Consider the following 14,243-nt stretch of genomic DNA (forward strand, 5'->3'; position numbering starts at 1 on the left):
AGACAAGTGAAAGGAATACGAATGAGTACAGCTCTACTGACCATTTATGTTCTGATCTGGCCGGCGTTGGTCTTGGTCGTGCTGGGAGTCATCAGCAAGGGATTCTTCAAGGATTGGGCAACTGCTCGCCGCAACGGTGAGGATCTGGTCTAACTTTTCACGCCGCCACCGACGGACTTCTTGTCGGTGGCGGCGGTCATATTGCAATCGGGACTGGGGGCAGCGTTATAGTTGCCCAGTGCAACACGACGGAGCAATGGCGCTCACCGGTCCACCAGCCGTTCATGACGAGCTGGTGCACCTGACGCGGCAGTTGATGACGGGGGATCGGCATTCCGATGACCACCCGTCGATCGCGCAGCATTCCTTCCTCTCTTTTATCGGCCGCAACGACGGCTGCAAGGCCACGGAGATCTCCGAAGTCTTCGGCGTCAACCGCTCGACCATCTCGCGCCAAGTGCGCGGCTGCATCGAGGCAGGCTGGGTATATGCCGATCCGGGATCCGTTCGCCAGGGCAATCCGCTGCACCTGACGGAGGCGGGCCGCAAATACCTCGACGCCGCCGACGCGCGTCGGCTCGACCAAGTCGCCGGCAGGCTGCACGATTGGACCGAGTCCGAGGTCGCAGACTTCGCCCGCGCACTCCACCGCTTCAGAATCAGCATCGAATCGCAGACCAACGGAGATGACACCCTGTGAGTGAGTACAGCGCCAAAGCCCAGTTCACCATCTCCGACAATGAGTCCGTGGTGCACACCGTCTTCACTCACGCCGAGCGCACGCCCGAACTGACGGTGTTCTCCCGCCCCAAGGGAGAGGGTTGGGTAGATGTAACGGCTAAAGAGTTCGCCGAGCAGGTCACCGGCGTCGCAAACGGTCTCATCGCCGCTGGCGTGCAGGCAGGCGACCGCGTCGCACTCCTCTCCGCGACCCGATACGAGTGGACGCTCTTCGACTTCGCCATCTGGGCTGCCGGCGCCGCTACCGTTCCGATCTACGACTCGTCGTCTCAGGGGCAGGTCAGCTGGATCCTCGAAGACTCCGAGGCCGTCATCGCGATCGTCGAAACCGGCGCGCACGAGCAGCTGTTCCAGGACGCGCCAAGCTCTCTCAAGGCCGTCATGCAGATCGACGACGGAGCAGTCGAAAAGCTGACCGCACAGGGCGCCGACGTTGACGGCACCGAGTTGAAGAAGCGACTCGCGGGCATCAAGGTCGACGATCTGGCGTCACTCGTCTACACCTCCGGCACCACAGGCCGCCCCAAAGGATGCATCCTCACGCATCGCAACTTCCTGTCCGAGGTGCGCGGGATTCTCACGGCATCGATCGGCAAGGTGGCGGTTCCGGGAAACCGAGTCCTGACCTTCCTGCCGCTCGCTCACGTGCTGGCTCGCGCGGTGTCCCTCGCGACGTTCGAAGCTGGCGCGTCGCAGGCGCACTGGTCCGACTTTGCCACCATTACAACTCAATTCGAGCGGTACAAGCCCAACACCATCCTCGGTGTTCCGCGTGTCTTCGAAAAAGTTCGTGACGGCGCAGCACGCAAGGCGGAGTCCGGTGGGAAGGTCCCCGGCGCGATCTTCGCTTTCGCAGAAGCTACCGCCAAGGAGTACAGCCAAGCTCTCGACAAGGGCGGTCCCTCGCTGATCTTGAAGGCGAAGCACGCAGTGGCAGACAAGCTCGTGTATTCGAAGCTTCGTGAGGCTCTCGGCGGCGAGTGCTGGTTCGCGATCTCCGGTGGCGGCGCCCTCACTCCTGAGCTGGGGCACTTCTTCCGTGGGCTCGGAGTTCCGATCTACGAGGGCTATGGCCTCACCGAAACTACAGCGGCGCACTGCGTCAACGTCCCGGGTGCTCAGAAGATCGGAACCGTCGGACAGCCGATGGGCGGCAACGGGGTTCGCATCGCCGAGGATGGCGAGATCGAACTCAACGGTGGAGTCGTCTTCAAGGGATACTGGAAGAACGACAAGGCCACCGAAGAGACATTCGTCAACGGCTGGATGCGAACCGGTGATCTCGGTGAACTCGACAGCGAAGGTTACCTTTCCATCACCGGACGAAAGAAGGATCTTCTGGTGACGGCGGGCGGCAAGAACGTCTCGCCCGGCCCGATGGAAGACCGTATCCGTTCGCATTCCATCGTCTCGCAGGCAGTCGTCGTCGGCGACGGGAAGACCTACATCACGGCGCTGTTGACCGTCGACCCCGAGGTGTTCGAGAAGTGGAAGGCCGAGAACGGCAAGCCTTCTGGTGCCACCGTCGCCGAACTACGTGACGACAAGGACCTTCGAGCGGAGCTGCAGAAGGCCGTCGACGATGCCAATGCCGCTGTCTCACATGCAGAGTCGATCAAGAAGTTCGTCATTCTCGATCGCGATCTGACCGAGGAAGACGGTGAGATGACAGCGACGCTCAAGATCAAGCGCAATGTCGTCGTCGATCGGTTCTCGAAAGAGATCGAAGGAATGTACGCGAAGAGCTAGGCGCGTTTGGGGAACTGCTCGCGGTAAGCCATCACGTCATCGAGGCGGAACCTGCGGTGGGTGCCGCGTAGTTCGATCGGGAGTTTCCCGGCGTCGGCGAGCTTACGTACATACGTGTCCGAAACGCCGAGGATCTCTGCTGCCTGCGAGGTGGTGAGGAGTTCTGCGACGGGCCCGAGGGCGACGCTGTCCCCGGCAGCGAGGTAGGTCAGGAGCTGCACGACGGCGTCGCCGACCGACGGTGGAATCTCGATCCGGACGCCGTCGAACACCAGCGTGGTCGTGTCCGTCGAGGTTGCGGCTCTCTGGGTCAGGGCCGTTTTGATTCGCTCGGCAGCATCGCCGTCGACTGCGGAAACGATATGGTCGATGCTCACGCTGTATATCTCCGATCGAAGGCAGTGTTTCGCAAGCATAGACAGCGACAGTGTCTGTCGGCACGCTGGCTAGCGCCGTGTGCGTTGCATTACATGAGTGCCGTGAGTGGAAAACTATTTACCCACGTAGATCGGAATTCGAAGGTTTTGGCGCCCAAAGATATTCGACTCGACGCATATGTAACTCACCAAATTTGGTGTACCCGCAAGTAACATCCTGAGCGTGGCTAGACGATCGGTAACGGTGAGATTCGACGTAGAGGAACTGAGGGCCCTAGAGACCCTCCAAGAGCTCACGGGCGCGGACATTTCCAGCGTCATTCGTGAAGCTGTGATCGAGCATGCTCGTCGATGTGTTGCACAGGGAAAGCCCCGCGACATCGCCGAGCGACGCAAATCGCTGACCTTGCAGGAAGCCTTCGCCAAGTACTCCGCGTTGTGCACCGACGAGGAGCGGGAAGCGTCGTAGCGCTCTGTCGATGCAACGGTGAGCGGTTGAGTTCACAGTGATTCTGACTGTGGCGCTGGGTAGTTCGTCCGAGGAATATTACGGCAACAGAAGTGTTGCGTAGACCTCTGACAGGAGCTGGCCAGTGACGGACGTCCTCGAACTCTCCACCGATGTATTGGTGATCGGTGGTGGCCCCGCCGGCGCGTGGGCAGCGTTGCGCGCGGCCAAAGCCGGTGCAGACGTCGTCCTGGTCGACAAGGGCTACTGCGGAACGAGCGGCGCAACGGCCCCCTCCGGAACGGGTGTTTGGTACGTCGAACCGGATACGACTGCCCGTGAGCTGGCCAAGGCCGGACGCGAGGCGCTCGGCGGATATCTGGCCGACCACCATTGGATGGACCGCGTCCTCGAGCAGACCTACTCCAACATGGATCTCCTCGCGGCGGAGGGCAGATATCCGTTCCCCGTCGACCCCACCACGGGCAAGCAGATACGCACCGGCTTGCAGGGACCTGAGTACATGCGGCGGATGCGCACCTGGATTCGTCGAGCCGGGGTGCGAATCCTCGACCATTCGCCGGCGCTGGAGTTGTTGGTGGACGACGCCGGGCGAGTTCGCGGAGCTGCGGGCTACCAACGCCACGAGCAACAGGATTACCGAGTCTCGGCAGGCGCGGTAGTGGTCGCCAGCGGAGGTTGTGCGTTTCTGTCCGGTGCGTTGGGCACCAACGTCGATACCGGTGACGGTGCATTGATGGCAGCCGAAGTCGGAGCCGAGTTCTCCGGCATGGAGTTCTCCAACGCGTACGGAATCGCAGCGGCCGGATCGACGATCACCAAGACGGCTTACTACGCGTACGCGACGTTCTTTCACGCAGACGGAAGCGTGCTCGAAGGTGCCGGTTCGGCTAAGGGGAGGTCCGTCATCGCCAGCACGTTGCGGAACGAGCGGGTCTTCGCGCAGATCGATCGGGCCGACGCTGAGGTGCAGCGTCGAATGAGGCTGGGGCAACCCAACTTCTTCCTGCAATTCGATCGCCGCGGAATCGATCCCTTCACCGACAAATTCGAGGTCGGCATGCTCGCTGAAGGCACTGTTCGCGGGACTGGGGGAATCAACGTCGTCGATGACGATTGCGCGTCATCCGTTCCAGGTCTGTTTGCCGCCGGGGACGCTGCGACCCGAGAGCGAATCTGCGGAGGGTTTACCGGCGGGGGAAGTCACAACGCCGCGTGGGCGATGTCTTCTGGTTCGTGGGCGGGAACCGGTGCTGCGCGCTATGCGCTGTCGGTCGGACGTGGGTCTACCAGTGGTCTTCGCGGAGCCGGAACCGTCGGATTGCGTAATCCGGCACGAACCGGGTTTACTGCCGACTATGTGGTGAAAGCTGCTCAGGCGCAGCTGATTCCCTTCGACAAGAACTACCTCCGCAGCGGTGATCGGGTATCCGCAGCGCTCGCTGAGCTCGAATCGCTGTGGGGTGCAGTGAGTGCGGATCTGGGCGCGGATCCAGCAGGTCGGATGGCGGCGCGGCAGGCTGCCGCGATCACGGCCGTCGGTCGCTGGATGTACCACTCGACGTTGGCGCGGACCGAGACTCGGGGAATGAGCAAGCGTGACGATTATCCCGAACTCGATGGAACGCAGCATCATCACGTTCTCACCGGAGGTTTGGATTCGGTGTGGACCCGAACGTCGGAACCTGTCGGGTCTGCATTGGTGGCGTCATGATCGAGCTGGTGTCCGCGCCTGACTGCATCGGTTGCGACAAGTGCGTAGACGTTTGTCCTACAGATGTTTTCGACCGGACACCCTCGGGCGTCCCGGTGATTGCGCGCCAATCGGATTGCCAGACCTGCTTCATGTGTGAGGCATATTGCCCGACGGATGCGCTGTATGTGCATCCGCAATCCACACCGTTGGAAACGGCCGATGCGATCGAGAACGATCACATCGGCCGCTACCGAGAGAAGATCGGATGGGGCAAGGGGCGCGCACCTGGGTCGCTGACTGCGGTGGGTCCCGAGGTGCCCCGTCCAGTCACGACCTGACGAGAATCTTGACCGCAGTGTCGTTGTGCTCGATCAGAGTGGTGAATCCTTCGGAGATCAACTCTTCGAGCTGAATACGACCGGTGATGAATGGCGCCAGATCGACGACACCGTCCTGGACCATCTTGATGACCGCTTCATGGTCACGGACGTACGCGATGGTTCCGCGTAGATCGATCTCCTTGAGGACCAGCTTCTGCATGTCGATGGTCGCGGGCTTGCCCCAAATCGACACGTTGACAACAACTCCAGCAGGCCTGACCGTGTCGAGCATGGTGTCGAGTACTGCGTTGACGCCTGCGCACTCGAAACCGATGTCTGCGCCGATGCCTCCGCTGAGTTCGAGGACGCGCGCTTTGACGTCTTCGGTGGTGGGATCGATGACGTAGTCGGCGACTCCACTGGAGAGGGCCTTGGCTTTGCGGGCTTCGCTGAGTTCGGTGACGATCGTCGTGACACCCAGACCCTTGAGGACTGCCGCAACGAGGAGTCCGATCGGTCCGGCTCCGCCCACGATGGCGACGTTGCCGCTTTCGGCTCCACTGCGTACGACGGCGTGATGGGCGACGCTCAACGGTTCGATGAGAGCTGCCTCGTCGAGCGGGATGTTGCCGATCTTGTGGATCCAGCGACGGTCGACGACAACCTTCTCGCTGAGCCCGCCACCTCCGCCAGCCAAGCCGATGAACCCCATCTTCGTACACAGGTGGTAGTTGCCCGCCTTGCACGGGGCGCACTCGTTGCAGACGAAGTACGGCTCGACGACAACATTTTCGCCGACCTCGACGTCCGTGACACCTTCGCCGACCTCTTCGACGGTGCCGGAGAACTCGTGGCCCATCGTGACCGGCGCATTCTCGTGTGAGAGAGGATGCGGGTGTCCGGGTGCGGAGATGAAGATCGGTCCCTCGAGGTACTCGTGGAGATCGGTGCCGCAGATTCCGCACCATGCGACCTTCAGCTTGACTGTTCCTGGCCGCAATTCGGGCTCAGGGATCTCTTCGATCCGGATGTCTTTCTGCCCGTGGAACCGTGCTGCCTTCATTGATCCGCACCTCACTTCGTTGTGAATCCCCTGGTAGATCGACGTTAGGCCGATTATCGGCGTGGGTGAAGGGTTGCAACGGAATGCAATGTCGTGGAACCGATCTGTGCTGGGGAGCGTCCAATACTGTGAGCGGGTCGCGAATCAGGGGGAGTGCTGTGGGAGTGAGGGGTGCAGTGGTCTTGGTCGCGGCCACGCTGTTGGTTGGGGGTTGTTCCTCGACGGTCGAGGGGCATGCAGTACGAGCCGACGAGGCTGTTGGGCTATTTGACCCTTGTAGCGGCATTAGCGACAGCGCCTTGCGGTATGTCGGCGTTGATCCGGCGACTGAGGAAGGCGGGATTCTTGGAGTTCAGATTCCACGATTTGAAATCTGCTCATGGGATGGGACGGGAATCTCGCTGAGCGTCTGGTCAACTGACCACACTCTCGACGAAGTCGAAGCGAACACCAACAATGCCGATGTAAGGGCTGCGAGTGTTCATGGCGGCCCTGCTATCAAATTCGGGCAGCGTGACGATGCGACCGGACAGATTTGCTCAGTAGCTTGGCCGACCAATCAGGGGGTGCTGATCGTTCGGATCGCCCCAGATTTCGGTGAGACGCCGATCGACCCGTGTGACCTCGCCTCGACGATTACCGACAAACTCTTCCCGGAGCTCCCCAGATGAATCGCTCGCTTGATGAAGGTGGTGCTACGCATGGGTTCAAATGAGGACTCCGGGACCGAGGTTTCGTTCTCGCTGGATCCGGACACGGCGCGATTGCTAGTTACGGCATGCGGCGAATACCAAATGACGTTGGAGCATTTGTCTGTTGCTGCTGCGAAACTGAGTTGGGTTGGTGGTTTAGGGACGCTCGCATCAGGTCGAGCGCTTCAGACGAAGTTCGAGGAGAAGGCCGTCGGTGGCCACGACGCGCTCGTCGATGTGTTGGCGAGTCATATCGCGGTCGTGGAGGCAATGCAGGCTCAGTTTCAAGCCTGCATCGACAACGCATTGGATCAGGAGTCGTCGAACGTCTCGACTTTGAGGTCGGTCGACCTGCCAAATTGAGGCAGCGAAGTGTCGCTGGAGTGTCCGGGCAGCGAATGAGGGGGAGTGCTGTGGGAGTGAGGGGTGCAGTGGTCTTGGTCGCGGCCGCGCTGTTGGTTGGGGGTTGTTCGTCGACGGTCGACGGTGAGGCTTTCCCTGTCGATGTGATTGGGATGTTTGATCCGTGTGAGGTTCTCGGCAATGCGGAATTGGAGAAAGTCGGAGTCGACCCGGCAACAAAAGAGGTTGACATCGTTGACACGCATATCGATGGTTTCAACATTTGCTCGTGGAACGGTGGGTGGTACTTCTTGTCTCTGACATCGACCGATCATCCGCTCGTAGAGGTCGAACAGAATCCAGTCATGCGCGACCTTCATCGAGCCCAAATCGCCGGGCGCGAAGTCCTGATATACCAGGAACGCAATGACAAAACAGATTCTGCTTGCAACGTCGCGTTCGCGACCTCTCAATCCACCGCGATGATCCGCGTCGGCGCCAAGGTCGGTGCGGCGCGCGCCGAGACGCCGTGCACGCTGGTGGAACGAATTGCCGAGACAGTGATTCCATTGCTCCCGTGACAGCGGTCCTGATTGCAGCTACACCCTCGAACACAGGAGTCACATGTCGAATTTGTATCTCGATGCCAAAGTCGCCGGCGAGCTGATCGCGGCTTGCGCTGAACTCCGCGCGCAGTTCGAGGCAGCACTGAACTCCGCCGCACTACTCGGTCAATTGACAGGGTTTGGAACCCTAGGATCCGCACAGGCGCTACAGGCTAAGTTCGAGGAGAAGGCCGTCGGTGGCCACGATGCGCTCGTCGATGTGTTGGCGAGTCATATCGCGGTCGTGGAGGCAATGCAGGCTCAGTTTCAAGCCTGCATCGACAACGCATTGGATCAGGAGTCGTCGAACGTCTCGACTTTGAGGTCGATCGACCAACCGAACTGAGTCAGTGGATGTGTTGCTGCCAATCGGCTGGGACACGACCCTTAGGCCCCGGCGTCGGCTGATCTACGGGATGTGAAGTGGGCGCCGCCAATTCAGGTCCGTCGTACGCCTCGTTGGTTTCGAAGCTCCAGAACCAATCCTCACCGGGTTCGTAGCTCTGCATGAACGGATGCTTTGTCGCGGCCGCATGCTTGCTCGCGTGCTGTGACGGTGAGGAGTCGCAACACCCCACGTGACCGCATTGCGCGCATCGACGCAGGTGCACCCACCAACCGCCGCTCGCATCGCATTCGACGCATCCCGCGCCACTAGGCGGCACGCTCGGATCGATCCCCGCTGGAAGTCCGTCGGTCATGGTCCACCCTCTCGCTGACTGAAGTCGGTCATTTCATCGTGCGCTTTGCCTACCGGCCGTGCAAGGGCGACTAGTCGTCGCGCGTGTCCCGCGGTGGGCCCGCGATTGGCAACAAAACTCTGAACCGGGTGTTACCGGGCTCAGACGTGACCCGCAGCTCACCACGATGCTTGCCAACCACAATTCGCCACGAAATATCAAGGCCGAGACCGGTTCCCTCACCGACAGGCTTAGTCGTGAAGAAGGGTTCGAAGATCCTGTCGATGACGTCATCGGGAATCCCGGCGCCGGTGTCGCAGATCTCGATGCACACGCGGTCGCCATCGCGGCTTGTCCGAACGGTGAGTGTTCCCGATCCGTCCATGGCAGACACCGCATTGTCGATCAGGTTGGTCCACACCTGATTGAGTTCGGCGGCATAGGCGTCGATCGGAGGCAACGCAAGGTCGTACTCCTTGACGACTTCGATTCCGCTTCCGATCTTTTGCCCCAACATGATCAACGTGCTGTCGAGCAATTCGTGGACATCGATGGTCTGGAAGGGAGCGCGGTCCATCTGTGAATACTGTTTGGCCGCACCGACGAGCGTCGAGATCCTCGTTGTGGAGTCGGCGATCTCGTTCATCAGGAGTTCGGATTCGATGGTGTAATTCAGCCAGCGAATTGCGCCTTCGAGTACGGACTCGTCAACGGCTGCAGCAACGTTCTCGAGCCAAGCGGTGTCGAGTCCAGCCTGCACGAAGGTCGGAGCCAGGTCCCAACCTTCTCGAATCGAATGATCCTCGAACCATTCACCCAACGAATCCTCTCGATCCGAGGCTTCGAGGGGAGTGAGCGTCGGCGCCTTGGCGACAACCTCTGCAACTTCCTCTTGAAGTCGCATGAGAGTGACGAGGGCATCGCGGTCGTAGGTGCCCGATGCAACCATTCCCAGTTTGTGGCGCATGCCTGCGACACGCTCACGCAACGACGCCGTCGCTCGAACCGCCGCAGCTGCAGGGTTGTTGAGCTCGTGAGTCAATCCCGCCGACAGTGATCCAAGCGCCAATAGCCGTTCTCGTTGGTCGATGATCTGCTGGGTGTTCTTCTTGCCGAAGAAAACACCTTCGAGTAGATGAACCGCCATCGGAAACCACTCGCGCATCGCATTGCCGAATTTGTCGGCGTCCAGGACGAAAAACGTCGAGGGCGTCGTCACCCGCATCGAACCGGCGTACACCTGCGGTACCCGATCGCCGAGATACGCCGTCCATCCTCCCGAGTAGACGCCGCGCTGGGTGGTCCTGTTGATCTCGATGTCTTCGCCGCCCGACAGCTTGGACAGCACCACCTCGCCCTCGATGAGGACGTAGAAGCAGGTGGCAGGCTCACCTTCGAGGTAGACCTGACCTCGATCGATTTCGGTGATATGGCCTGCCTGGCAGAGTGATTCGAGCTGATCGTCGGTGAGCTTCTCGAACAGGAACAGGGTGCGGAGCAAGTCTGGGCTGCATTCAGGAATGGACATCGAATCTCCCTATTGTTGAGCGAGATAGCGGTGGACGAACATCACGGCCATCGCGCCCTCTCCGACGGCCGACGCGACGCGTTTGGCCGATTCGGCGTGTACGTCCCCGGCGACAAACACTCCGGGGACACTGGTTTCGAGATGATGTGGTGCGCGGTCGAGCGGCCACCCGTCCGGTGTGACGCCTTCGGACGGAAGGTCCGGGCCGGCAAGAACGAAGCCATTTCCGTCGCGGACCACCACGTCTCCGAGCCAGTCGGTCAGGGGAGCGGCACCGATGAAGATGAACAACCACTGAGCATCGACAGTGTCTTCTTCTCCGGTGGCTCTGTTACGCAGTGTAATTCGTTCGAGGTGATCGTCACCCTCAGCGCCGACTACCTCCGTGCACGTGCGCACGGTGATCTTCGGATTCTTTTCGATCTGCTGAATCAGGTAGTAGGACATCGAGGCTTCGAGCGAGTTGCCGCGAATGAGAATGGTGACGGACCTAGCTCCGCGGGAGAGATAGACCGCAGCTTGCCCTGCCGAATTGGCGCCGCCGACTATGTACACATCCTGCTCGCTGCACCGAGCGGCTTCGGTGACGGCCGATCCGTAGTAGACCCCTCGGCCGGTGTATGTATCGAGTCCCGGCGCCGAAAGCTGGCGATAGGAAACACCGGTCGCCAAGATGACCGAATGGGCGTCGACCGACGAACCGTCGTCGAAACGCACTGTGCGGGCCGAGCCGTTGATTTCCAAACCGGTGACGTCTCGCGCGGTGATGACCTCGGCGCCGAACTTGGTTGCCTGGCGCCTCGCCCGATCGGCCAACTGTGCGCCGGACACTCCGTCGGGGAAGCCGAGGTAGTTCTCGATTCGTGAACTCTGGCCGGCCTGACCGCCAGTCGCCCGCCGTTCGATGAGGACCGTCCGAAGTCCCTCCGAAGCGCCGTACAGAGCAGCGCCCAGACCCGCAGGGCCGCCGCCGATGACAACGAGATCGTAAAAGTCTTCGGAGAGGGTGGTACTCAACCCGAGTTTGTCGGCGAGTTCGGCGTCAGTGGGCTCGACAAGGACATCCCCATTGGATGCGATGACGACGGGAAGCCGCAGTTCGTCGGTACCGGCAGCCGAGAGCAGTCGTTGGCCTTCCGGCTCGTCTGACATGTACCAGCGATAGGCAAGTTGGTTGCGTGCCAAGAACTCTCGGACGTCGGATGATCGCTCGGACCAACGATGGCCGATCACCTTGGTTTCCTCGGCGGGGTGATGACTCGAACTTGCCCAGGCATCGAGCAGCGCATCGATGACGGGGTACAGCTTCTCTTCCGGCGGATCCCAAGGCTTGAGGAGGTAGTGGTCGAGGTCGACGACGTTGATGGCGTCGATCGCAGCATCGGTGTCGGCGTACGCGGTGAGGAGAACGCGACGAGCTACGGGATACAGGTCCATTGCCTGTTCGAGGAACTCGATTCCACTCAAACCGGGCATGCGGTAATCGGCGACGATCACAGCGACTGCATCGCCGCGAAGTTTCATTTCACGCAAGGTTTCGAGAGCCTGGTCGCCGGACTCCGCACGAATGATTCGGTACTTCTCTCCGTACCGTTTGCGAAGGTCTCGAACGACGGCACGCGAAACACCAGGATCGTCGTCGACGCTGAGGATCGCTGGTTTGGCCGGGGCTTTCGGTGCGCTCACTCGGTGCCTTCCCGAAGTCGTAGTCAACCTCTCCAGTATGCGACTGCTGAGCTGAGCGTCAATCGCTGAAGATGCGCTCTGAGTGAACCGGCGAACCTGAACTGGGAATTTCGTGATTGCGGGAACCGATCGAGCCTCCGGTGCATCCAATACAGTGGGTCCACATCAACAGGGGGTGTCATGCGGGGGTCGGTGGGGGTTGGGCGACTGCTCATGGCTGGGGTGTTGGTGTGGGCTGCGGCAGGATGCAGCTCAGTCGTGGAGGGGGCGGCTGAGCCTGCATCCGGCCAAGAGGGATTGTTCGATCCGTGCAAGGACATTCCGGACTCGGTGTTGGAAGAAGTGGGGCTTGATCCGGCTACTGAGGAAGCTGGTGCGGCGGGCGTGGAGCAGCCAGGATGGAAGATCTGTGGGTGGAGCGGGTCCTGGTATTTCTTGACCGTGTATTCATCGTCGTACACCGTCGACGATGTTCGACGGAATCCTGATTTCCGAGGGTTCGAGGAACTCACTGTCGGTGGGCGGCGTGGTATCGAGTATCAGCGCGTCGACAACGAGGACAACAATGGTTGCTACCTTGCTTTCTCGGTCGAACACGGCTCAATCTGGTTCAACGTAGAACGAAAGCTGTCTGAGGCTCGGCAAGAGTCCAGTTGTGTTGTTGTGCAGCGTCTGTCGGTCAATCTTGAACCGACGCTACCGAAATGAGGTCTCGGTGAGTGGGTCTGATCGAAGCAATGGGTCTGACGACTCGCGACTGGAAGTTGAGCCAGACATCGCACGTGATGTGGTTGCGGCATGCGAAGGGTTTCTTGGCGAACTCGATCAGATGCGCAGAAATCTGTTCGTGATTGCGAATGTTTCTGGAATGGGAACGCTCCAATCTGGAATCAACCTGGCCGAGAAGTTCTCCAAGAAAGCTAAGGATGGTGAAGATTCGTTGGAGAAGTCATTGAACAGCCACATCCAGGTGGTCACCGAGATGCGGGACTTCTTCCAGCAATGCGTCGACCGCTACGGCGAAGTCGACGACTCGAATGTCTCCGCACTGGCAAGCGTCGACACCCCTCGATAGACACAAAAAATCTCGCTGAGTCGATGGCATTCGACTCAGCGAGACTTGGGTAACGACTAGCTGGTGGGCAGGGCCTTCAACGACTTGACGGTGGCGTCGACCGCGCGAGCAGCCTCGGCGCCCTTCTTCACGAAATGCGTGCTGAAGTAGTCGACGTGCTCGGCGTGCTCGTGGAAGTGGTGCGGCGTCAAAACCACCGAGAAGACCGGAACATCGGTGTCGAGCTGCACGCGCATCAGACCGTCGATAACGGCCGTTGCCACGAAGTCATGCCGGTAGATACCGCCGTCGACGACCAGACCTGCGGCAACGATCGCCTGGTAGCGGCCGGTCTTGGCCAACCGCCGGGCGTGCAGCGGGATCTCGAAAGCTCCCGGTACCTCGAAGAAATCAACCGTGTCCTTGGGGTAGCCGAGCTCGACGATCGCGTCGGTGAATCCGTCGCGTGCACGGTCGACGATGTTGCGATGCCACGTCGCCTGAATGAACGCGATGCGCTGTCCCTGGATCTCACTCATAACCATGAAACTAGCGCACTTGGAAGCATCGACGCGACCACCCGTCCTAGTCCTGCTGACGGGGGAAGGCGGTCGAACGACCCCAGCCGGCGTCATTGGTGAGGTGCTCGAGGAGAGGCTGAATTCGATACGGAAGGGGATTGGTCAGAGCGATGGTCGTGGTCGAATGCGTGACGCCTGGAAGTGACACGATCTGCTCGGCCAACTTCTGCAGGGCCGCGTGCGTCGAGGTGGCGACGCGAACGAGCAAATCCTCGCGACCGGTCGTGGCGTGAATTTCGATCACCTCGGGCAACTCGGTCAGACTCCGAGCGACTGCACTGATCTTGCCCTGCTCGAGTTCCAGACCGACAAATGCCTGAATCGGGATACCGACCTCGGGGAGATTGAGATTCGGCCGAAACCCGGTGAGAAGTCCGTTGGATTCCATGCGCTTCATTCGCGACTGGACGGTGTTGCGGGCGACGCCCAACGAGTTGGCCAACTCGGCCACACTCATCCTCGAGTCCTTGCTGAGCAGACCGAGCAACTGGACGTCGAGCTTGTCGATGCTGAGCACTTTGTGAACCTCTCCTCAGTGATATGAGTCACTGGATGATCGAATTGACTAGTTCAAGAGATTTGCATTGACCAAATCGTAACTCAGGCAGAGCATTGGTTCCACGAATTGCTCAGCGGGATTCTCTTTGGGTTATTTGTCCC

Annotated in this window: 19 protein-coding genes; 12 read left to right on the forward strand and 7 right to left on the reverse strand. The window is 60.2% G+C overall.

Features of this window, described 5'->3' with window-relative positions:
- Positions 1-21 precede the first annotated feature (21 nt).
- From RhoBH5_RS26260 to RhoBH5_RS26270, 3 genes are all read left to right on the forward strand, one after another.
- The gene (locus RhoBH5_RS26260) at positions 22-153 is read left to right on the forward strand and encodes a putative transporter small subunit (RefSeq protein ID WP_003941363.1); all 132 of its coding nucleotides are present in this window, start codon (positions 22-24) and stop codon (positions 151-153) included.
- A gap of 103 nt (positions 154-256) precedes the next feature.
- A complete protein-coding gene (locus tag RhoBH5_RS26265) occupies positions 257-700 on the forward strand; it encodes a MarR family winged helix-turn-helix transcriptional regulator (protein WP_007726042.1) in 444 nt (147 codons plus the stop codon).
- Positions 697-2,490 carry an AMP-dependent synthetase/ligase gene (locus tag RhoBH5_RS26270; protein ID WP_270008969.1) on the forward strand — a complete coding sequence of 598 codons (1,794 nt, stop codon included), beginning with the start codon at positions 697-699 and terminating at the stop codon, positions 2,488-2,490. The genes RhoBH5_RS26265 and RhoBH5_RS26270 overlap by 4 nt, the downstream gene beginning before the upstream one ends.
- On the opposite strand, the gene RhoBH5_RS26275 is transcribed toward RhoBH5_RS26270, so the two are convergent.
- On the reverse strand, positions 2,487-2,867 hold the full coding sequence (locus tag RhoBH5_RS26275) for a helix-turn-helix domain-containing protein (protein ID WP_007726046.1): 381 nt from the start codon (positions 2,865-2,867) through the stop codon (positions 2,487-2,489). The two genes, RhoBH5_RS26270 and RhoBH5_RS26275, sit on opposite strands and share 4 nt — an antisense overlap.
- A 223-nt stretch (positions 2,868-3,090) precedes the next feature.
- On the opposite strand from RhoBH5_RS26275, the gene RhoBH5_RS26280 reads away from it, so the two are divergent.
- The 3 genes from RhoBH5_RS26280 (at position 3,091) to RhoBH5_RS26290 (ending at position 5,370) form a co-directional block, all read left to right on the forward strand.
- On the forward strand, positions 3,091-3,336 hold the full coding sequence (locus tag RhoBH5_RS26280) for a hypothetical protein (protein WP_020908376.1): 246 nt from the start codon (positions 3,091-3,093) through the stop codon (positions 3,334-3,336).
- A gap of 124 nt (positions 3,337-3,460) precedes the next feature.
- Complete coding sequence (locus RhoBH5_RS26285) at positions 3,461-5,050, forward strand: FAD-dependent oxidoreductase (protein WP_270008970.1); 1,590 nt, start codon at positions 3,461-3,463, stop codon at positions 5,048-5,050.
- The gene (locus tag RhoBH5_RS26290) at positions 5,047-5,370 is read left to right on the forward strand and encodes a 4Fe-4S dicluster domain-containing protein (protein WP_134999619.1); all 324 of its coding nucleotides are present in this window, start codon (positions 5,047-5,049) and stop codon (positions 5,368-5,370) included. Before RhoBH5_RS26285 ends, RhoBH5_RS26290 begins: the two co-directional genes overlap by 4 nt.
- Here RhoBH5_RS26290 and RhoBH5_RS26295 read toward each other — a convergent pair.
- Entirely contained in the window at positions 5,360-6,415 is a 1,056-nt protein-coding gene (locus tag RhoBH5_RS26295) for a 2,3-butanediol dehydrogenase (protein WP_003941279.1), read from the reverse strand. The two genes, RhoBH5_RS26290 and RhoBH5_RS26295, sit on opposite strands and share 11 nt — an antisense overlap.
- Positions 6,416-6,591: 176 nt before the next feature.
- Between RhoBH5_RS26295 and RhoBH5_RS26300 the strand changes: the two genes are divergently transcribed.
- From RhoBH5_RS26300 to RhoBH5_RS26315, 4 genes are all read left to right on the forward strand, one after another.
- A complete protein-coding gene (locus tag RhoBH5_RS26300) occupies positions 6,592-7,086 on the forward strand; it encodes a DUF3558 domain-containing protein (RefSeq protein ID WP_172403523.1) in 495 nt (164 codons plus the stop codon).
- Positions 7,087-7,116: 30 nt separating this feature from the next.
- Positions 7,117-7,470, forward strand: coding sequence for a hypothetical protein (locus RhoBH5_RS26305; protein WP_270008971.1), 354 nt, complete (start codon positions 7,117-7,119; stop codon positions 7,468-7,470).
- A gap of 68 nt (positions 7,471-7,538) precedes the next feature.
- Positions 7,539-8,030 carry a DUF3558 domain-containing protein gene (locus RhoBH5_RS26310; protein WP_270008972.1) on the forward strand — a complete coding sequence of 164 codons (492 nt, stop codon included), beginning with the start codon at positions 7,539-7,541 and terminating at the stop codon, positions 8,028-8,030.
- 43 nt (positions 8,031-8,073) lie between these two features.
- Positions 8,074-8,400, forward strand: coding sequence for a hypothetical protein (locus RhoBH5_RS26315; protein ID WP_058227705.1), 327 nt, complete (start codon positions 8,074-8,076; stop codon positions 8,398-8,400).
- 1 nt (position 8,401) lies between these two features.
- Here the strand turns inward: RhoBH5_RS26315 and RhoBH5_RS26320 are convergent, their stop codons facing one another.
- The 3 genes from RhoBH5_RS26320 to RhoBH5_RS26330 all read right to left on the reverse strand — a co-directional run bounded on the left by RhoBH5_RS26320 (position 8,402) and on the right by RhoBH5_RS26330 (position 11,948).
- A complete protein-coding gene (locus RhoBH5_RS26320; RefSeq protein ID WP_058227704.1) occupies positions 8,402-8,755 on the reverse strand; it encodes a UBP-type zinc finger domain-containing protein in 354 nt (117 codons plus the stop codon).
- 70 nt (positions 8,756-8,825) lie between these two features.
- Complete coding sequence (locus RhoBH5_RS26325; protein ID WP_003941311.1) at positions 8,826-10,262, reverse strand: ATP-binding protein; 1,437 nt, start codon at positions 10,260-10,262, stop codon at positions 8,826-8,828.
- A gap of 9 nt (positions 10,263-10,271) precedes the next feature.
- The gene (locus RhoBH5_RS26330) at positions 10,272-11,948 is read right to left on the reverse strand and encodes an FAD-dependent oxidoreductase (protein ID WP_019749255.1); all 1,677 of its coding nucleotides are present in this window, start codon (positions 11,946-11,948) and stop codon (positions 10,272-10,274) included.
- 180 nt (positions 11,949-12,128) lie between these two features.
- On the opposite strand from RhoBH5_RS26330, the gene RhoBH5_RS26335 reads away from it, so the two are divergent.
- Together RhoBH5_RS26335 and RhoBH5_RS26340 are read left to right on the forward strand one after the other, a co-directional pair.
- Positions 12,129-12,656, forward strand: coding sequence for a DUF3558 domain-containing protein (locus RhoBH5_RS26335; RefSeq protein ID WP_270008973.1), 528 nt, complete (start codon positions 12,129-12,131; stop codon positions 12,654-12,656).
- 160 nt (positions 12,657-12,816) lie between these two features.
- Complete coding sequence (locus tag RhoBH5_RS26340; protein WP_270008974.1) at positions 12,817-13,023, forward strand: hypothetical protein; 207 nt, start codon at positions 12,817-12,819, stop codon at positions 13,021-13,023.
- Between the two features lie 56 nt (positions 13,024-13,079).
- Here RhoBH5_RS26340 and RhoBH5_RS26345 read toward each other — a convergent pair whose 3' ends face one another.
- Complete coding sequence (locus RhoBH5_RS26345; RefSeq protein ID WP_003941401.1) at positions 13,080-13,541, reverse strand: 6,7-dimethyl-8-ribityllumazine synthase; 462 nt, start codon at positions 13,539-13,541, stop codon at positions 13,080-13,082.
- 46 nt (positions 13,542-13,587) lie between these two features.
- The gene (locus RhoBH5_RS26350) at positions 13,588-14,100 is read right to left on the reverse strand and encodes an Lrp/AsnC family transcriptional regulator (protein ID WP_003941343.1); all 513 of its coding nucleotides are present in this window, start codon (positions 14,098-14,100) and stop codon (positions 13,588-13,590) included.
- Positions 14,101-14,243: the final 143 nt, after the last annotated feature.

The sequence above is a fragment of the Rhodococcus sp. BH5 genome, from assembly GCF_027583855.1.
GTDB classification, from domain to species: Bacteria; Actinomycetota; Actinomycetes; order Mycobacteriales; family Mycobacteriaceae; genus Rhodococcus_F; species Rhodococcus_F qingshengii.

What these genes read in the sequence shown, in the direction of transcription:
- RhoBH5_RS26290 (WP_134999619.1), top strand. Translation starts at nt 5,047, where the DNA reads ATGATCGAGCTGGTGTCCGCGCCTGACTGCATCGGTTGCGACAAGTGC.
- RhoBH5_RS26325 (WP_003941311.1), bottom strand. Translation starts at nt 10,262, where the DNA reads ATGTCCATTCCTGAATGCAGCCCAGACTTGCTCCGCACCCTGTTCCTG.
- RhoBH5_RS26315 (WP_058227705.1), top strand. Translation starts at nt 8,074, where the DNA reads ATGTCGAATTTGTATCTCGATGCCAAAGTCGCCGGCGAGCTGATCGCG.
- RhoBH5_RS26265 (WP_007726042.1), top strand. Translation starts at nt 257, where the DNA reads ATGGCGCTCACCGGTCCACCAGCCGTTCATGACGAGCTGGTGCACCTG.
- RhoBH5_RS26305 (WP_270008971.1), top strand. Translation starts at nt 7,117, where the DNA reads ATGGGTTCAAATGAGGACTCCGGGACCGAGGTTTCGTTCTCGCTGGAT.
- RhoBH5_RS26345 (WP_003941401.1), bottom strand. Translation starts at nt 13,541, where the DNA reads ATGAGTGAGATCCAGGGACAGCGCATCGCGTTCATTCAGGCGACGTGG.
- RhoBH5_RS26335 (WP_270008973.1), top strand. Translation starts at nt 12,129, where the DNA reads ATGCGGGGGTCGGTGGGGGTTGGGCGACTGCTCATGGCTGGGGTGTTG.
- RhoBH5_RS26260 (WP_003941363.1), top strand. Translation starts at nt 22, where the DNA reads ATGAGTACAGCTCTACTGACCATTTATGTTCTGATCTGGCCGGCGTTG.
- RhoBH5_RS26320 (WP_058227704.1), bottom strand. Translation starts at nt 8,755, where the DNA reads ATGACCGACGGACTTCCAGCGGGGATCGATCCGAGCGTGCCGCCTAGT.
- RhoBH5_RS26340 (WP_270008974.1), top strand. Translation starts at nt 12,817, where the DNA reads ATGGGAACGCTCCAATCTGGAATCAACCTGGCCGAGAAGTTCTCCAAG.
- RhoBH5_RS26295 (WP_003941279.1), bottom strand. Translation starts at nt 6,415, where the DNA reads ATGAAGGCAGCACGGTTCCACGGGCAGAAAGACATCCGGATCGAAGAG.